The 18196-nt window shown below is 72.8% G+C and carries 14 protein-coding genes and 1 pseudogene; 4 read left to right on the top strand and 11 right to left on the bottom strand.

The window, feature by feature from the left end; all coding sequences use genetic code 11:
- Nucleotides 1-260 precede the first annotated feature (260 nt).
- The 4 genes from nrfD to RV983_RS03115 all read right to left on the bottom strand — a co-directional run bounded on the left by nrfD (nucleotide 261) and on the right by RV983_RS03115 (nucleotide 6888).
- Nucleotides 261-1313: an NrfD/PsrC family molybdoenzyme membrane anchor subunit gene (gene nrfD / locus RV983_RS03130; RefSeq protein ID WP_475984210.1), complete on the bottom strand. Its 1053-nt coding sequence runs from the start codon at nucleotides 1311-1313 to the stop codon at nucleotides 261-263.
- Complete coding sequence (locus RV983_RS03125) at nucleotides 1310-2329, bottom strand: 4Fe-4S dicluster domain-containing protein (protein ID WP_475984209.1); 1020 nt, start codon at nucleotides 2327-2329, stop codon at nucleotides 1310-1312. Before RV983_RS03125 ends, nrfD begins: the two co-directional genes overlap by 4 nt.
- Nucleotides 2326-5619: a formate dehydrogenase gene (fdh, locus tag RV983_RS03120; RefSeq protein WP_475984208.1), complete on the bottom strand. Its 3294-nt coding sequence runs from the start codon at nucleotides 5617-5619 to the stop codon at nucleotides 2326-2328. Before fdh ends, RV983_RS03125 begins: the two co-directional genes overlap by 4 nt.
- 84 nt (nucleotides 5620-5703) lie before the next feature.
- Nucleotides 5704-6888 (bottom strand): cysteine desulfurase family protein, encoded by a 1185-nt coding sequence (locus tag RV983_RS03115; RefSeq protein ID WP_475984207.1) that lies wholly within the window; start codon nucleotides 6886-6888, stop codon nucleotides 5704-5706.
- 159 nt (nucleotides 6889-7047) lie between these two features.
- On the opposite strand from RV983_RS03115, the gene RV983_RS03110 reads away from it, so the two are divergent.
- Nucleotides 7048-7614 (top strand): hypothetical protein, encoded by a 567-nt coding sequence (locus RV983_RS03110; protein WP_475984206.1) that lies wholly within the window; start codon nucleotides 7048-7050, stop codon nucleotides 7612-7614.
- Here RV983_RS03110 and RV983_RS03105 read toward each other — a convergent pair.
- A pseudogene (locus tag RV983_RS03105) lies at nucleotides 7615-8155 on the bottom strand (hypothetical protein); the annotation flags it as partial.
- Nucleotides 8156-8655: 500 nt separating this feature from the next.
- Here RV983_RS03105 and RV983_RS03100 point away from each other — a divergent pair.
- Both RV983_RS03100 and RV983_RS03095 read left to right on the top strand, forming a co-directional pair.
- The gene (locus RV983_RS03100; protein ID WP_475984205.1) at nucleotides 8656-11625 is read left to right on the top strand and encodes a carboxypeptidase regulatory-like domain-containing protein; all 2970 of its coding nucleotides are present in this window, start codon (nucleotides 8656-8658) and stop codon (nucleotides 11623-11625) included.
- Nucleotides 11626-11789: 164 nt separating this feature from the next.
- Nucleotides 11790-13145, top strand: coding sequence for a mycothione reductase (locus RV983_RS03095; protein ID WP_475984204.1), 1356 nt, complete (start codon nucleotides 11790-11792; stop codon nucleotides 13143-13145).
- A gap of 14 nt (nucleotides 13146-13159) precedes the next feature.
- Here the strand turns inward: RV983_RS03095 and RV983_RS03090 are convergent, their stop codons facing one another.
- The 4 genes from RV983_RS03090 to RV983_RS03075 all read right to left on the bottom strand — a co-directional run bounded on the left by RV983_RS03090 (nucleotide 13160) and on the right by RV983_RS03075 (nucleotide 15986).
- Complete coding sequence (locus tag RV983_RS03090; protein WP_475984203.1) at nucleotides 13160-13633, bottom strand: hypothetical protein; 474 nt, start codon at nucleotides 13631-13633, stop codon at nucleotides 13160-13162.
- A 347-nt stretch (nucleotides 13634-13980) separates the two neighbouring features.
- Nucleotides 13981-14475, bottom strand: a complete 495-nt coding sequence (locus tag RV983_RS03085; protein ID WP_475984202.1) for a nucleotidyltransferase domain-containing protein — start codon at nucleotides 14473-14475, stop codon at nucleotides 13981-13983.
- A complete protein-coding gene (locus tag RV983_RS03080; RefSeq protein ID WP_475984201.1) occupies nucleotides 14472-15068 on the bottom strand; it encodes a GNAT family N-acetyltransferase in 597 nt (198 codons plus the stop codon). The genes RV983_RS03085 and RV983_RS03080 overlap by 4 nt, the downstream gene beginning before the upstream one ends.
- 51 nt (nucleotides 15069-15119) lie before the next feature.
- Entirely contained in the window at nucleotides 15120-15986 is an 867-nt protein-coding gene (locus RV983_RS03075) for a DUF1684 domain-containing protein (RefSeq protein ID WP_475984200.1), read from the bottom strand.
- A gap of 213 nt (nucleotides 15987-16199) precedes the next feature.
- On the opposite strand from RV983_RS03075, the gene RV983_RS03070 reads away from it, so the two are divergent.
- Entirely contained in the window at nucleotides 16200-17024 is an 825-nt protein-coding gene (locus RV983_RS03070) for a helix-turn-helix transcriptional regulator (RefSeq protein ID WP_475984199.1), read from the top strand.
- A gap of 71 nt (nucleotides 17025-17095) precedes the next feature.
- On the opposite strand, the gene RV983_RS03065 is transcribed toward RV983_RS03070, so the two are convergent.
- A complete protein-coding gene (locus RV983_RS03065; protein ID WP_475984198.1) occupies nucleotides 17096-17869 on the bottom strand; it encodes a polysaccharide deacetylase family protein in 774 nt (257 codons plus the stop codon).
- Complete coding sequence (locus RV983_RS03060; protein WP_475984197.1) at nucleotides 17866-18126, bottom strand: hypothetical protein; 261 nt, start codon at nucleotides 18124-18126, stop codon at nucleotides 17866-17868. The genes RV983_RS03065 and RV983_RS03060 overlap by 4 nt, the downstream gene beginning before the upstream one ends.
- Nucleotides 18127-18196 lie beyond the last annotated feature (70 nt).

Genomic DNA, 18196 nt, shown 5'->3' with positions numbered 1-18196 from the left:
GCCCGCGCCACACCGGGGACGCCGGGCGGGACCGCGGTCGGGCCGGCGACCGGCTGAGCCCGAGCGCGGGCCACCGCCCCGTGCGGGTGGCGGGGCGTCGCCGTCCTCGGTGGCCGAGGTCCCGTGCGGCACGCCGCACGGCGTGATGCTGGTCCGCGCTGGTCTCGACCCGGCTGGTGCCGATCGTGCGAGCGCCGGCGGACCGCTGGTCCCCAGCCCGCGTGCGCCGGGAATCCCCGTCCTTCAGGGCGGGGAGGATGTCAATCGCCGTCGTGCCCCTCGCGTCGCGCGTCGAGGCGCTCGCGCTGCGGCTTGACCACGTAGGCGGGATCCTTCGTGGACGTCACGCCCGCCTCGAAGGTGCCGAAGCGCTGCAGGGCGCTGCCGGCGAGCAGCGCCAGCCCGCTCACGGCGGCGGCCGGGCGGCTGCGGCGGGCGAGGGTCAGCGCGGTGAGCGCGCCGCCCAGGGTGAGGTACTCCGACGCCTTGCGCAGGTGGTGCGGGCGGCCGGTGGTCCAGGCCTCCGTCACCAGGCCCGGTCGCCGGTCGATCAGCCGGGAGGCGACGATCTCGGCCGCCGCGCCGATCACGGCGATGCGCCGTGCGGGACCCGCCTCCGCCACCGGCGCCACCAGCATGCCCAGGCCGCCTCCGCTGGCCGCGGCGGAGCCGGTGAACACGAACGGCAGTTCCTGGCGGGCGCCGTGCCAGGCCGGTACCGCCGTCTGGGAGAGCAGCGCCGCCGTGTACGACGCGACCCCGGGGGCGAGGAGGGCCGCGGACAGGCCGGCCGGGCGCGCCGCCGCCCGCAGCAGCCGGCCGGGCAGAGTGGCGCGCACGGAGGCCGGCAGTACCTCGGCGGCGGCCGCCAGCGCGCTGCCGGGACCGTAGGCGACGAGGACCCAGGTGCCCACGGACATCGGGGAGGTGGGTTTGGCGACCCGCAGCATGTGGTGGAAGCGTTCGGGCCGCCCGAGGTCCGCGACCAGCAGGTACATGCTCACGAGCAGCGCGCCGAAGCCACCGATGCGGCTCGCCCGGCGCAGCTCGGGGCGTCCCGTCAGATCGGCGCCGGCGCCCATCAGGGCCGCACCGGCCGACAGTCCGCCGGTGAAGAGGTACGCAGGGATCTTCCATTCCCACACCGGCGGCTTCAGCACCGGCCGCCCGTAGTAGGAGCGGAAGTCGGCGCGCGGCACCATGGGCTGCTCGCGGCTCCCGTCGTCGTCGCGGCCCCGGCCGCCCCGGCCGCCGCCGTGGCCCTTGGCGCCGGGTCCGCGTCCGTCGCGCGGTGCCCCCTCGTCGCCGCTCATCGCCGCACCCCGCGCAGGAAGACGGCGGCCGAGGCGACCAGCATCGCCGAGGCGGCCGCGCCCACGAACTTCCAGGTCGACACCAGGTCACGGGTGGGCACGATCGGGTCCGGCGGGAAGCCGTAGACCTCCGGATCGTCCAGCAGGAGGAAGAACGCGCCGTCGCCGCCGACGCCGTCGTCGGGATCGCGGCCGTACAGCTGGGCATCGGCGACCCCGGCCTCCTGCAGTTGCGCCAGCCGCCGGTCGGCCCGCTCGCGCAGCTCGTCGAGCGGGCCGAACTGGATGGAGTCCGTCGGACAGGCCTTGGCGCAGGCCGGCTCCAGGCCGTCGCGCAGCCGGTCGTAGCACATGGTGCACTTCCAGGCGCGCCCGTCGTCCGGCCGCCGGTCGATGACGCCATAGGGGCAGCCGGACACGCAGTAGCCGCAGCCGTTGCAGATGTCGGGCTGCACCACGACGGTCCCGAACTCGGTGCGGAACAGGGCCCCGGTGGGGCACACGTCCAGGCACCCGGCGTGCGTGCAGTGCTTGCACACGTCCGAGGACATCAGCCACCGGAACTGGGTGCGGTTCTCGACGCCGCCGCCGGACCCGGGCAGGTCGAAGGAGGGGAACCCCAGGTCCACCGGCGCGGTGCCGAGGTCGCCGCCGCCGCGCTTGGCGGCCTCCAGCGCGTCGGCCACCACCTCGGTCGTTCCGTCGACGCTGCTGGGGCCGACGGGCAGTCCGGACAGTCCCGCGTCCTGCTGCCCCAACGGGCGCTGCTGCTCGATGAACGCGACATGCCGCCACGAACTGGCGCCCAGCATCCCGGTGTTGTCGAACGACATGCCCAGCAGGTCGATGCCGTCCTCGGGGACCGCGTTCCACTCCTTGCAGGCCACCTCGCAGGCCTTGCAGCCGATGCACACGGAGGTGTCGGTGAAGAAGCCCACCCGGGGCGGGTGGTCGCGGTGGCCGGCGTCCCCGGCGGGGTCCGCGAGCGGTCCGTACAGGCTCTGCTCGTGCGTCATGACGGCTCCTCCGGCGGATCCGGTTCGGTGTGGGCCCGCGAGGTGTGGCCACCCGTTGTCGCTATGCGGGTGCCGGTCTCGGCGGTGATGCCGGCCCGGCGGCGATAGTCGGCGACGTAGTCGAGCAGGGCGGGGCCCCGCGGTCGGCGCCCAGGCCTTACGTCGCAGGTCAGCACCTTGCTCTCCTGGATGAACACGTTCGGGTCGCACACCACGCCGATCAGGTCGTTGACCACGTCGCCCTTGGTGAGCCCCGTCGAGCCCCAGTGGTACGGCATCCAGACCTGGTGGATGACGCGTCCGTCGAGGCGCAGCGGGGCCATCCGGTCGGTGACGACCACGCGGGCGTCGACCGCGGTCCGGCTGGTGATCACGTGCGCCCAGTCCAGGTGCCGCAGGCCGCGTTCGGCAGCGAGCTCCGGCGACACCTCCACGAACAGCTCCGGCTGGAGCTCCGCCAGGTAGGGCAGTTGCCGGCTCATGGCGCCCGCGGTGTGGTGCTCGGTCAGCCGCGCCGCGGTGAACACGAAGGGGAACACCGTGCTGTGGGCCTCGGGGGGCGCCGGATTGGACGGGTTGTCCGGGCGCCCGTAGACCTTGCGGACCGGGTTGCCCTGCTGGCCGTAGAGCAGATTGCGCACGGGCGACTCGTGCGGCTCGTAGTGCGTGGGGAGGGGACCGTCAGCCAGCCCCGCCGGGGCGAACAGCCAGGCCTTCCCGTCGCGCATCATGATGAACGCGTCGCTGCCGCCGAGCGCCTCCGGGCCCGACGCCCCTTCGGGGGGCCGGTAGTCCGGCGGCTTGTTCTTCTCGAAGTCGGGCGTGTCGTTTCCGGTCCACTCACCCGCCTCCTCGTCCCACCACACGAGCTTCTTGCGCTCGCTCCAGGGCCGCCCCTGCGGGTCGGCCGAGGCGCGGTTGTACAGGACGCGGCGGTTCAGGGGCCAGGTCCAGCCCCACTCCGGGTCGTACGGTCCGGTCTCGAGGTGCGACGTGCGGCGCCGGGCCTGGTTGGTCTCACCGGCGTACACCCCGCTGTAGATCCAGCAGCCGCACGCCGTGCTGCCGTCCGCCGTGAGGTCGAGGTAGCTGTCGACCGTGCGGCCGGTGCGCAGGTCGATGCCGTTGATGTGGCGCAGCACGTCCGACGGGGACGCCTCGTCGCCCTCGGTCTCGTAGTCCCAGGCCAGATCGAGGATCGGGCGGTCGCGCTCATCGGTCGAACCCGCCAGGCGCTCCTTCAGGCGCAGGCCGAGCTGGTGGAAGAACCACAGCTCGGAGCGCTGGTCCCCGGACGGGGCGACGGCCTGGTCGCGCCACTGCAGCATCCGCTGCGTCTGGGTGAAGGTGCCGGCCTTCTCCACGTGCGACGCGGCGGGGAAGAAGAACACCTCCGTACGGCACTGGTCGGTGACGATCTCACCCGTCTCGATCTCCGGCGCGTCCTTCCAGAAGGTGGCGCTCTCGATCATGGTGATGTCGCGGACGACCAGCCAGTCCAGGTTCGCCATGCCGAGGCGTTGCAGGCGGCCGTGGGCCGAGCCGACCGCGGGGTTCTGGCCGAGCAGGAAATAGCCGAAGACCTTGTTCCCGTCGACCATGTCCATGACGGTGCGGTAGGTGCCGTGGTCGCCGTTGACGCGTGGCATGTAGTCGAAGCAGTAGTCGTTCTCCGCCGTCGCCGCGTCGCCCCAGTACTCCTTCAGCAGCGAGACCATGTAGGCGTCGGCGTCGCCCCAGAAGCCCTTCTGCTCCGGGCCGCGGACGCCGTCCAGGTAGTCGGACAGGGTCTCGTGCGCGACATCGGGCATCGGCAGGTAGCCGGGCAGCAGGTTGAACAGGGTGGGCACGTCCGTCGAGCCCTGGATGCTCGCGTGACCGCGCAGTGCGTAGATCCCCGCTCCGGGACGGCCGATGTTGCCCAGCAGGAGCTGGACGATCGACCCTGCCCGGATGTACTGGGCGCCGACGGAGTGCTGGGTCCAGCCCACGCTGTACACCAGCGCGGTGGTGCGCTCCCGGCCGGAGTTGTCGGTCCAGGCCCGGCACACGTCCAGGAACAGGTCCTGGGGCACGCCGCAGATCCGCTCCACCATCTCCGGGGTGTAGCGGGAGAAGTGCCGCTTGAGCACCTGGAACACGCACCGCGGATGCTCCAGGGTGGGATCGGCCTCGATCTCCCCGGGGGCGTGCTCGACGAACGGCCCCTTGGCGCCGTGCTGGTAGGGCTCGGAGGTCTCCTTCGCGTGGCCGCCCGGCCGTTCTTCCGCCGGCGTGCCCGCGTACGACCAGCTCGACGCGTCGTACGCGGCGCTGTGCGGGTCGTAGCCGCTGAACAGCCCGTCCAGGTCCTCGGTGTCCTGGTACTGCTCGTTCAGCAGGAACGGCGCGTTGGTGTACGCCGTCACGTACTCCCGGAAGTCCAGGTTGTTGGTGAGGATGTGGTTGATCACGGCGCCGAGGAACGCGATGTCCGTGCCGGCGCGCACCGTGATGTGCTGGTCGGCGTGGGCGCTGGTCCGCGTGAACCGCGGGTCGATGTGGATGACCCGGGCGCCGCGCGCCTTGGCCTCGGTCACCCACTGGAAGCCGACCGGGTGGGCCTCGGCCATGTTCGAGCCCATGATGATGATGCAGTCGGTGTTGACCAGATCCTGCAGGTAGTCGGTGGCGCCGCCGCGCCCGAGCGAGGCTCCCAGACCGGGAACCGTGGCGGAGTGTCAAATACGGGCCTGGTTCTCGATCTGCAGTGCGCCCATGGCGGTGAACAACTTCTTGATGAGGTAGTTCTCCTCGTTGTCCAGCGTGGCGCCGCCGAGGCTCGCCAGGCCCATGGTCCGGCGCAGCGTCCTGCCCTGCTCGTCGGTGTCCTGCCAGCCCCGGCGCCTGGCGTCCAGAACCCTGTCGGTGATCATGTCCATGGCCGCGTCCAGGTCCAGCTCCTGCCACGCGGTGCCGTAGGGCGGCCGGTAGAGCACCCGCTGCTCACGGTGGGGGCCGGTGACCAGCTGCTTGCTGGCGGCCCCCTTCGGGCACAGCCGGCCGCGGGAGATCGGGCTGTCGGGGTTGCCCTCGATCTGGATGACCTTCTCGTCCTTGACGAAGACGCGCTGCGCGCAGCCGACCGCGCAGTACGGGCACACGGAGTCGACGACACGGTCCGCGCTCTCGGTACGGGACCCGAGTCCGGCGGAGCGCTTCGACCGGGTCGCCATGCCGCGCCCCAGCGGGTCCGTCCCGGTCAGCTGCCGGTACACCGGCCAGGCCTCGATCAACCGTTTCCAGCCCATCCGCCTGCTCCTTCGTGCGGTGGCCCTGCGTCCTCTCGACGCTACCGGCCGGGAGGCCGCTCGCAAGTCCGGGCGGGCGCGGACTCAGGCGGGGCCGGCCGTCCCGGGGGAGCGGACCGCGGCGACGAGCAGGCCGGCGGCCCGGTCGACGTCGGCACCGGTCGTCCAGCGTCCGGCCGACATCCGTACCGCGGCCAGGGCGCGGGCGTCGTCCAGGCCCATCGCCCGCAGGACGGGGGAGGCCGTGCGGGCGCCGCTGTGGCAGGCCGAACCGGTGGAGGCCGCGAGCAGCGGCACGGAGGCGAGCAGCTTGTGGGCCGCCGTGCCGTCGATGCTGACGTTGAGGGTGCCGGGCAGGCGGTGCCGGGCGGAGCCGTTGAGGCGGACCCGCCCGGGAAGCGCCTCGGCGAGGCTGCCGTGCAGTCGGTCGCGCAGCGCGGCGGTCCGCCGGTCGCCGCCGTCGGCGAGCTCCGCGGCGGCCAGTTCGGCGGCGGCCCCCAGGGCGACGGCGAAGGCGACGTTCTCGGTGCCCGCCCGGAGCCCGCCCTCCTGCCCGCCGCCGTGCACCAGGGGCTCCAGCCCGACCCCCCGCCGTACGTACAGCGCGGCGACCCCCTTCGGGGCGTACATCTTGTGGCCCACGACGGTCAGCAGGTCCACCCCGAGCCCCCGAACGTCCAGCACGACCTTGCCGGCCGCCTGGGCGGCGTCGCAGTGGAAGAGCGCGCCGTGCGCCCGGGCCAGCCTGGCCAGTTCGGCGACGGGCTGGACTGTGCCGGTCTCGTTGTTGGCGGCCATGACGGAGACCACGGCGGTCCGGTCGTCGAGCGCGGCGGCCAGGCGGGCGGGATCCACCAGGCCCTCGCCGTCCACCGGCAGGCAGACCACCTCCACCCCGTGCAGCCGCTCCAGCGCGCGGCAGGTCTCCAGCACGGCCGGGTGCTCGGTGATCTGGGTGATCACCCGCGACCGGCCGGCCGGGGCCGCCAGCACCGCGCCGCGCAGCGCGAGCGTGTCCGCCTCGGAGCCGGAGCCGGTGAGCACGATCTCGTCCGCTCCGGCCCCGATGAGCGCGGCGACCTGCTCACGGGCGTGCGCGAGGGCCGCCCTCGGCCGCGCCGCGACGGCGTGCCCGCTGGACGGATTGCCGAACCAGCGCTCCAGCCAGGGCCGCGCCGCCTCCACGACCCGCGGGTCGACGGGTGTGGTGGCGTTGTAGTCCAGGTACACCGGACCGCCGTCGAGGCCGGGATGCGTCGGCACGTTCATGGGGAGCCCTGCACATCCATTCGGTCGGTCGGTGACGGAGACGTCGCCGCCGCCTTGCGTCCGGGACCGGACGGCGGCGGGGGACCGCGCGTGGCCCGGTCCGGCGGGCATTATTTACCATTTGCCGGGAATTGGCGATTCATGGATGTCATTTTTCCCGTGTCGGCGTACCCGCCGCTCGCCCGCGGCTTCTTCGGCCTGGGCACCGGTTACCTGATCTGGGGCCCGCAGGAGCTGTTCGGCTGGCCCCGACGCGACGAGCGCGTGGACCGCGCGCTGGGCACCTGGGGGATCTGGCTTCCGGGCCTCTGCCAGTTGCTGGCCGGTCTGATCCTCTTCGTCGGCCTCACGTGGTTCGAGGTGTTCGAGGCGCCGACCCTCTACATGGCGGCGCTCGCCTTCTCCGCTTACGGCATCCACTGGTTCGCGCTGGGCTGGGACCGCTACCGGGGCAACGACCCGCGCGTGAACGCCGGGGTCTCGGTGGCCTACATGGTCCTGTCGGCCCTGGGCGCGACGGTGTTCTTCGCGGTGAAGGACTGGCCCGTCGGGATCGTCTTCATCGGCCTCTTCTTCGTCTACGCCGCCAAGCTCGCCATGTCCGTCGGCGTCCCGGTCACCGAGCGGGCGATGGGCCTGTTCCGCATCCTCACCGCCTGCTGGCTCATGTACCTGACCTTCGCCGTCGTGGTGGACTTCGCCCTCGGGTACCACTGGCCCGCGTAGTCACCGCGGTCGCATCAGGGCGAGGTCCTGACCCCACGCGTCCGGCGCCGCGCCGCGTCCCGCGCGCCGTCCCGCCGCCTCGACGCGGGCGAAGAGGCGCCGCTGCACGCGTACGTCGCCCGTGCGCGCGATGGTCCCGACCGCCGCCGGCAGCGGGGCGGAGCCCCGGCCCGGCAACGGATGCCGGCGCGTTCCCGCTCCAGGTACGTGTTGCACGGGCGGGGGCGGCGGTCGAGGGAGAAGTGCGGCTCCAGCGGGAATCCGGCGCTGTCGGCGGCGTCCAGGGGGCGGCGAGGCCATGGCCGTCGTCGTCGTTCTTGACCGACCCGTAGAGCGAGTTGGCATTGTCCAGTCACCGGCCGGAGTCGCGGAACGCTCCGTCGGCGTCGGGGCGCGCCTTGGCGGCCGGGATCCGGGCGATGTCCCCGTCGAGCCGGTCGAGCCGGTCGAGCACCGCACAGGCGCGGGCGGGGGCGTAGCGACCGAAGCCGGGCATCCCGGCCGCGCGGAAGCCGGCCAGGGTGACGACGACGAGGTCCAGTCCCGGGACGCCGGGACACACGGAATTCCCGGAACCTGGCCGCATTTCTGATTGCCCGGTGCACGGTTCTCTTTCCGTCGAGACCGGATTCTTGTCCTCGGCCGCTCCCGTGGCAACCCGGGACCCGGGGAGAGAATGTGCGCCTGCACAAGTGGGAAGCATCGGCTCCGGGAATTCCACGTCACCGCACACGAAACGTCAGGCGGTCTGCCCGACTTCATGGCACCTGATGCGGATTCGCCATGAAGGGAGAACCGTTCACCAGGTCATACCTCCTCATGGCCTGAACGGCATCCCGTTTCCCGCCGGGCGGTGAACCGGTTTTTGGGAACGTTTTACCCGTGGCCTGAATCATGCGCAGCAAGATGGCGGCGACATGTGATGGCAACAAACCAGGTATTGACACATGGTCAATGCAGGTCCGGTAATGGTTCGTCGGCGGATCCGTGAATCCGCCGTCACCGGCCCCGAATTCGGGGTCCTGTCCGGATTGGTTGATTGTGTCGATATCCCCCTCCGCGAGAAGCGCCTCACCGGCCTTCCGCGTGCTCGGCCGCGGTGCGGCCGTCCTGGGCGTCGCGGCCCTGGCGGTGCTGGGCCTTCAGCCGGCCGCGCAGGCCCGGCCGACCGCACCGGTCGCCCGCGCAGCCGCCCCTGCCGCCCCCGCCGCCCATTCCGCGCCCACAGCGCGTGCGCACGAGACCGCGCCCGACCTCGAGCCCGTCTGCGACACCCCTGGCAAGGGCCGCGCCGCCTGCTACGCGCTGCGCGCCACCGGTCAGCCGCCGCTCCTGCGGCTCAGCGCCTCGGCGACCCCTGCCGGCCTGGGCCCGCAGGACATCCAGAGCGCCTACAGCCTGCCCGCCGACGGCGGCGCGGGGCAGACGATCGCGATCGTCGACGCCTACGACAATCCCAACGCCGAGGCCGACCTCGCCGTCTACCGGCAGCAGTACGGTCTGCCGCCCTGCACCACCGCCAACGGCTGCTTCCAGAAGGTCGACCAGCGCGGAGGCACCTCCTACCCGCAGCCGAGTGGAGCATGGGCGGGGGAGGTCGCCCTGGACCTGGACATGGTGTCCGCGGCGGCCCCGGGCGCGCACATCCTGCTCGTGGTGACCGACAACGACGGCCTGGACAACCTCGCCGCAGGCGTGGACGAGGCCGTGGCCCTCGGCGCGAAGTACGTCTCCAACTCCTATGGCCGGCTCGGTGACCTCGCCGGTGACCTCGCGACCTACGGCGCCTCATACGACCACCCGGGCGTCGCCGTGGTGGCGGCCAGTGGCGACGACAAGTACGGGGTCTCCTTCCCCTCGACCCTGCCGACCGTGACCGCCGTCGGCGGCACCACCCTCACCGCCGACCCGGGCTCCGCCCGCGGCTGGTCCGAGACGGTCTGGGCCCGGGACCACTACGGACCCGGCTCCGGCTGCGCGCAGAACCAGGCCAAGCCTTCCTTCCAGAAGGACACCGGCTGCACCGGGCGGAGCGTCGCGGACGTCGCCGCCGTGGCCGACAACGTCGCCGTGTACCTGACGTACGGCGCCCAGGGGACCGGCTGGCAGCGCTACGGAGGCACCAGCGTCGCGACCCCGGTGATCGCCTCCCTCTACGCCCTCGCCGGCCCCCCGCGCCCGGGCACGTACCCCAACGCCTACCCCTACGCGGCCGGCGGCGCGGGCCTCAACGACGTCACGACCGGATCCAACGGCACGTGCGACACCGCCTACTTGTGCACCGGGGGCCCCGGCTACGACGGCCCCACGGGCCTCGGCACGCCCGCGGGCCTCGCCGCCTTCCGCAGCGGCCCGCACGGCACCCTGTCCGGCACGGTGAAGGACTCCGCCAGTGGCAAGCCGGTCGCCCACGCGACCGTCGGCTCCGGACTGGACGTCGCCTCGACCGACGCCAAGGGCGCGTACACCCTCGACCTGCCCGCCGGCACCGTGAAGGACCTGACGGTGAAGGCCTTCGGCTACACGGCCACCGCCCCCGCCACGCTCACCATCGCCGACGGCCAGTCCCTGACGCGTGACGTGGCGCTCGCCCCGATCCCGCGCAAGCCCGTCCGCGGGAAGGTCACGGACGGCTCCGGCCACGGCTGGCCGCTCTACGCCGAGGTGACGGTCGCCGGCTCGCCCGAGACCCCGGTGTGGACCGATCCGGCCACCGGCGCGTACCGGCTGGACCTGCCCCAGGGCGCCGCGTACACCCTGGACGTCACCAGCAGCCTGCCCGGCTACCGTCCCGGAGGAGGGCAGGTCGCCGTCGGCGAGCGCCAGGTCACCGCGGACTTCGCGCTGACCGCCGACCCCGACGCGGCGACGGCCGTCGGCTACACCCTCGAACGCGAGGGCGGCACCGAGACGTTCGACTCCACCACCGGCGCGCCGCAGGGCTGGACCGTCGTCGACGCCCCCGGCACCGACAGCGGCTGGGTGTTCGACGACCCGATCCAGCGGGGCAACCTCACGGGCGGCAGCGGGGCCTTCGCCGTCGCCGAGAGCGACAACGGACCGATCGGCCCGCACCAGGACAGCCAACTCATCGGCCCGGTCCTCGACTTCTCCGCCGGGCAGTCGGCCGAGCTGTCCTTCAGGACCGAGTACGGGTACAACCCGAACAACCAGCAGATGAGCGTGGACGTCACCACCGACGGCGGCGCCACCTGGACCAGCGCCTGGTCCTCGCCGAAAACCAGCGACACCGTCCAGAACCGCACCGTTCACGTGGGCCTCGGCGCCTTCGCCGGGCACAAGGCCGTCCGGCTGCGCTTCCACTTCGTCGCCAACTGGGGCTACCACTGGGCGATCGACGACGTCTTCGTCGCGACGCGCACCCTGGTGCCCGCCCCCGGCGGCCTGACCTTCGGCACCGTCCGCGACGCCAACACCCGGGCGGGTCTGGTCGGCGCCACCGTCACCGACCTCGGCTCGGAACCCGTCACCACGACCACCACCGTCGCAACCCCTGACGACCCGGCCGTCGGTGACGGCTTCTACACCCTGTTCGCCGCGGGCCCCGGCCGCCACACCCTCAGCGCGACGGCGTCCGGCTACACCACGGTCACGCAGAGGACCGCGGTGCACGCCGACCGGGTGACCCGCACGGACCTCGCCGTCGGCGCCGGACGTGTCACCGCGAACCCGGGCACGATCAGCGGCACCGTCGTCCAGGGCCGGCACACGACCGCGCGGCTGCGCCTCGCGAACACCGGCACCGCACCGGTGACCGTCCATCTGGCCCAGCCCTCCGGCACCGGCTGGCTGACGTCGGGTGTCTCCCAGGTGACGCTGGAGCCGGGCCGGCGCACCACGGTCACCGTCGTCCTGGACTCCGCGTCCCCGGACGTCACCGCGCCGGGCGACTACCGCACGCAGATCACGCTCAGCGGCGACACACCCTACGCCATCAGCCCGGTTCCGGTGACCCTGCACGTCACCGCTGCCCACGGCCACGGCGTCTGATCACCCGTCATCCGCTCGGCCGTCCCCGGCCGGAACCCGGCGACCGCGCCGGGGTCCGGCCGGGGACAACGCGTCCGGGGGCGGTGTGGCCCACCGCGCGGAGGCGACCGGAGGGGTCAGAATCGGGAGGAAACGGACTCATCAGGGACGGAAGGCGGACGGACGTGCAGCACTACGACCTCGTGGTTCTGGGAATGGGCAGCGGCAACATGCTGTTCAGCGACGAATTCGCCCATCTGCGCTCCGCGGCCGTCGACCCAGGACGGTTCGGCGGGACGTGCCTCAACCGGGGCTGCATCCCCAGCAAGATGCTGGTCGTCACCGCCGACGCGGTGGTGGAGGCGCGGGAGGCCGCACGGCTCGGCGTCCGCGCGACGGTGGAACCCGTGGAGTGGCGGGCCGTCCGCGACCGGGTGTTCGGGCGGATCGACCCGCTCCACGAAAGCGCGGTGCGCTTCCGCCGGGACAGCGGCGTCGACGTGTACGCCGAAGCGGCCCGCTTCGTCGCGCCGAAGGTGCTGCAGGTCGGCGCCGAGCAGATCAGCGGGGAGACGATCGTCGTGGCGGTCGGGTCGCGCCCGGTGATCCCCGACATCCCCGGGCTCGACACCGTGCCCTACCACACCTCGGACACCATCATGCGGATCGACGAGGTGCCCGCGTCCCTGGTCGTCATCGGCGGAGGGTTCATCGCGGCCGAGTTCGGCCACGTCCTCGACGCGTTCGGGGCGGACGTCACGATCGTGCAGCACCGGGAGCGGCTGCTGATGTCCGAGGACGAGCAGGTGTCGGCGCGGTTCACCGAACTCGCCTCGCGACGGCACCGGGTCCTGCTCGACACCGAGGTCGCCTCCGTGGCACGGCGGGGCGACGGCGTCGCGGTCACCGTGCGGGGACCGCGGGGCGAACAGGTCGTCGAAGCGGACGCGATGCTGGTGTGCGTCGGCCGCCGGCCCAACACCGACCGGCTGGACGCCGTGGCCGGAGGGCTGGAACTGGACTCCGACGGCCACATCGCCACCGACGCCGCGTGCCGCGCCTCGGTACCGGGCGTCTGGGCGCTGGGCGACGTCGCGAACCACTTCCAGCTCAAGCACCGGGCGAACGCCGAGGTGCGCCTCGTCAGTCACAACCTGCTCCACCCCGACGACATCAGGACCCTCGGCACCTCGGTCGTGCCGCACGCGGTGTTCACGCATCCGCAGATCGCGGGCGTCGGCCTGACCGGGCAGGAGGCCCGCCGCCGCGGCATCGAGTATCTCGTCAGCGTCCGCGACTACTCCGGGACCGCGTACGGATGGGCGCTGGAGGACACCACCAGTTTCGTGAAGATCCTCGCGAACCCCGCGGACCGCACGCTCCTGGGCGCCCACATCATCGGCCCCCAGGCCGCGACGCTCATCCAGCCCCTGATCCAGGCCATGGCCCTGGGGCAGAGCGTGGACCACGTCGCCAAGGACGTGCTCTACATCCACCCCGCGCTCACCGAGGTCGTCGAGCAGGCGCTGCTGGACCTGTGACGCCTCGCGCCGCGTCAGGAGACGCCCGTGACGCCGACCGTCGCCCGGCCGCCCCCCGAACGCAGCACGATGTCGAAGAGGAAGGCGTCGCCCGCCCGCGGACCCAGCACCTCCCAGGCGCCGGCGGGCAGGGTGCGGGAGACGGTCTCGTGACGTTCACCCGGTGCCGATCCGCTGACCGCCACGAGCCGCACCGGCGTCCGCCCCACGTTCTTGAGCGTGACGGAGCGGGTCCGGGGGCAGGGGGCGGTGCCCGTGCCGGAGCAGTGCCGGCGGACGTCCCCGAAGTGCGTCAGCCCGCACGAGACCTCGGTCGCGAAGGCGAAGTCGGACGAGCAGGTGGCCCCGACGCGCAGTCCGTCAGCGGCCTCCGCCGGGTCGCCGGATGGGGATCCGGATCCGGATCCGCGCGCATGCGCGACGGCGACGGCGGCGGTGACGAGTACGGCGGCGGTGGCAAGTACGGCGGGCAGGAGTGCTTTCCGCACGTGTGGCTCCCAAGGTCGTGCTGTGGAACGGTCGTTCAGGTCGCCGGGGCCGTTGTCCGGAGGGCGGGCCGTCCCGGTGACGTCGTCGGCGTGGACCGCGTCCCACCTCGCTGTCGAGCCATGGGGAACGTAGCAGGCGGTGTTGAGCCCCGGTAGCGCCGGTCCAGGGTGTGAGAGGACTGCGGGAGCAGGGATTTCATCTCGTTCGGGAGGGTATTGGTGGCCCTGGGGGCGCTTCACGGAGCAGAGAAGCGCCAGGCGCACACGGAATCTCCATCACACCGTTTGACACTGTTGACGCGCCGGCGGGCTCGCGGCCTGCGCTGCCGACCCCGGACGAGGGGGAGTCAGAAGTGGGTCGCGATGCCGAACGCGCGCCGGAGCTGGGCCATGTCGTGGCGGTCGTGGTCGGCCGGCTCGTAGCCCTGGTGGAAGTGGACCTGCTGCGCGGCGGAGAGACAGCGGACCACCGTTCCCTCGATCGTGCCGGTGGTGAAGCTCGAGGCGGGATAGCGGAAAGGGCGGTCCGGGTCCGGGGAGGACTGCACGGCGGAGCCGTCCGCCGCGAACGACAGGGGGTGGAGATCGAGCTCGTGCCCGCGCGGGTCCGTCACGACGAACCGCACCGGCCGCCGGTCCAGGGTCTCCGCGAACCCCGCGCCCGCCAGCGCCGTGACGACGGCCGGCTCCTGCTCCGCACGGTGCATCAGGTCCAGATCGCGGTGCGGACGCGTCTGCTCGCCGACCAGGGCGTCGACGCCCCAGCCACCGCCGATCCAGACGTCCGCGTCCGCCCGCCGCAGCACGGCGAGCACGGACAGGACGTCGGACGCCGTCATCATCGCGCGGCCGCCGGTGCTCCGGTCGCGCCGGTCACGTCGGCCGGGCGGGCCGGGACCTCGAAGACGAGTTCGCGGCCGTCCTCGTCGTCCCACTGCTCGCCGACCTCGGCGAAGCCGAAGCCCGCGATCGTGGCCAGGGACGCCTTGTTGTCCGGGGCGATCGAGGCCCGCACGGTCGTGACCGAGGGTTCCGCCGCCGCCCGGCGCAGCAACTCGGACAGGGCGGCGCGGGCGTATCCCCGGCGGCGGAAGCGGGGAGCGACGGAGTACCCGATCTCGACCATGCCGTTCTCGTCGGGCGGACCGTGGAAACCGGCGTGCCCGACGACCAGGCCCTCGTCCGCCACGAGCGCCTGCCGCACCATCCACCGCGCACGGCCGGGATCGACGGCCATCTGGCCGAGCCGGTACCGCCACAGCCACCGTGCGCGGGCGGTCAGGAAGTACTCGGTCAGGCAAACGCCCGCCACCGTGCTGGCTGCGGACAGGTCTCCGTCGAGCAGCGCGGACATCGCCGCGCCGGACAGCTCCACAAAGCCGACGCGCGGCGCGCTCCGCGTCAGCGGTTCCCGGTCACCGGCTTCGTCCGTCACCCGGGGATGGTCGCCGACCGGGCCGCGGCGCGTCCAGCGATTTCCCGCGCGTCAGCCCCGTCCGCCGCGTTCGAAGGGGATCTTCTCGCCTGCCTCGACCGCCACCGGGAGCCTGTTCCCGGCGGGCGGAAGGGGGCAGGTGGCGAGATCGGTATAGGCGCAGGGCAGGTTGGCCGCGCGGTTGAAATCGAGGCGGACGCGGCCGTCCGGGCCGGGTGCGTCGATCTGGAGCGAGCGGTTGGCTGCGTAGGTGGTCACGCCGGAGGTGGCGTCCGTGAAGAGTGCCATCAGGCTGCCGGGCCGGACGCCGTTGAACACGGTGAGCCGGTACGTCGTTCCGTCCAGCTCGAATTCCACCTGGCCGGGGGAGTCGTAGACGTGCTCCAGACCCTCGACGGTGGCGCCCACGGTCACGGCGCGCGGGGTGTCGAACGGCACGAAGCGGGCCTCGCTGGCCCAGCGCAGGTCGGGGGCGTAGGCGGGGGTGCCGGCGAAGGCGGTGCGCAGGGCGTTGCCGGGGTGGCGGGGGCGCACGATGTTGTGCCCGCCGCGCTTGGCGACCTCGATCACCGCGTCACCGTGGCCCGCGTACACGCTGTCCCGCTCACGGATGACCCCGAAGTCGTGCCGCCCGTGCACCGCAGTGCCGTCGACGGTCAGCTCCTCGCCCTCGGCGAGGTCGACCACCACGCGGTCGCCGACGGCCGACCAGGCTCCGGGGGCGTCGTCGAAGCGCTCGGGTTCAGGGCCGAGCCAGCGCAGGCTGGTGATGGCCAGGAAGCCGTGCGGTCCGGCGAGCGTGTCCTCATGGGCACGGTGCCACCGTTCCCACTCCTCGGCGAACGCCGCCGGGTCGGCGGGTTCCGTCGATACCGTCGATTCCGTCCGCTCGGCCCGGTCGGTGTCCTGCACGGTCATGTCCGCTCCTTCGCCCGGTGATGTGGGCTGTCCCACTCGGTACAACCCCGCCCGTCAGGCGCGTCATCCCGGAACGACGGGAAATCCCTGCGGCCCCGGAATAGCGTCGCGCCCGCCACGGGTTGCAGGGGTCACGGGAGGGCGCGAGCGACGCCCTCCACCGGCGCGGTGACGCCGCGACGACGTGACGCCGTGACCAAGGGAGGGCAGTCAGTGCGACGAGGTGAGCTGGCCCGGTTCCTGCGCAGCCGTCGTGATGCCCTCCAGCCCGAGGACGTGGGGCTTCCCCGCACCCGGCGGCGGCGTGCCGAGGGGCTGCGCCGCGAGGAGGTCGCCGTCCTCAGCCATGTGTCGACCGACTACTACAGCCGGATCGAGCAGCAGCGGGGGGCCCGCCCGTCCGAACGGATCCTCGGGGGGATCGCCGAAGGGCTACGGCTCTCCCCGGACGAACGCGACCACCTGTTCCGCCTCGCCGGGTACGCCCCGCCACGCCGCGAGCCGGAGGCGGACCGCGTCAATCCCGGCATCCAGCGGATCCTGGACCGCCTGGGGGACACGCCCGCGCAGATCGTCAACCACCTCGGCGAGACCCTCGCGCAGAACCGGCCGGCGCGGCTGCTCGTCGGCGACCAGACCCGGTACACGGGCCACGCGCGCTCCCTGGCGTACCGCTGGTTCACCGACCCGGGGACACGGCTGGCACTCCCCGCCGAGGACCACCCCCGGCACAGCCGGACCCTCACCGCCCAGCTCCTGGCGGCCCACACCGGTGGCGCCGGCGACCCCCGCGTCTCCGCACTGGTGGACGCGCTGCTCGACGCCAGCCCCGAGTTCGCCGCGCTGTGGCGCGAACGGCCGGTGCTCGGGCCGTACTGCGCGCCCAAGACGATCAACCACCCCGACGTCGGCACCCTCCGGCTGCGCGGGGAGAGCCTGGCCGACCTCGACCAGTCGCAGATACTGACCGTCTTCACCGCCGACCCCGGCAGCGCGAGCGAGGAACGACTGCGGCGGCTCGTCGGCGACCGGACCTGACGAGCAGGTCGGCGCCCCCGGATGCCGGGGTGTCGCCGCGAACGGCACACCGGCATCCGCGGGCGCACGACTCAGGGGCGGTAGACGACTCCGGGCCGCGGGACGGCCGGGGCGAGGAGCTGGGAGAAGGTGACCAGGGTGTATCCCCGCTCGCGGAGGGTGTCGATGATGGTGGGCACGGCAGGGACCGTTCCCTCGTACCGCTCGTGGAGGAGGATGACCCCGTCGCGGTGGGTCTGCTCCAGGACGCGGCGGATGATCGTCTTGGTGTCCGTGGTGGCGTAGTCCTTCGCGGTGACACTCCACAGCACCTGCGCCAGACCGAGCCGTTTCATGACGGCGGACACCGCGTCGTCGGTACGTCCCTGCGGGGGACGCATCAGTGTGGGGGTGTGTCCGGTGATCGCCCGCACCTCCTGCTGCACGGGGACGAGTTCGTCGGTGATCCCCTTCTCGTCCAGCGTGGTGAGGTTCTTGTGCGACCAGGTGTGGTTGCCGATCTCGTGGCCCTCACGGGCCATGCGCAGCACCGTTTCGGGATAGGTGTCCGTGTGGCCCTTCCCCTGGACGAAGAAGGTGGCGTGGACGTGCTTTTCCTTCAGGATGTCGAGCAGCTCGGGAGTCGGTCTGCTGGGACCGCCGTCGAAGGTCAGCGCGACGCACTTGTCGGTGCCGCAGTCGACCGCCGGTCGCGGGGCCTGGGTCCTGGCCGCTTCGGCGTGCTCCCGCGCGTCGCGCGGCGAGGTCACGCCGTGGAGCGTTCCGCACGCCGCGGCCGACGCCGCGACGGCCGCGGTGACCAGCGCGAGGGCTGTGCGCAGTCCGCGTCCGGTCCGCAGCGTCACGAGCCCAGGCCCGCGGGTGCGCGCCGGCCCCTTCGGCGCAGGAGGGCCCCTGCAGCCAGCAGCAGGACCACGCCGGCCGCGAGCACGACGGCCGCGCCGAGGCCGGGCACCTGGATCAGGGTCAAGGTCGCGTGGGCCCAGATCCGCTCGACGATGTGCGTGGCCGCGTAGACCGTGACGACGGCTCCCAGGAGCAGGGCCACCATGGCCGCGATCTCGGTCCGGGAAAGGTGCTTGGAGAGTTTCTCGAGGTTCATGGCCTTCACGTTACGGAAATGCGGGGCCGGAGAATTCAGCCCTGGGGAGATCGTGTCGCGGCCGAAAGAA

The organism is Streptomyces sp. RLA123 (genome assembly GCF_056270165.1).
This window is presented reverse-complemented; position numbering and strand designations above follow the sequence as displayed.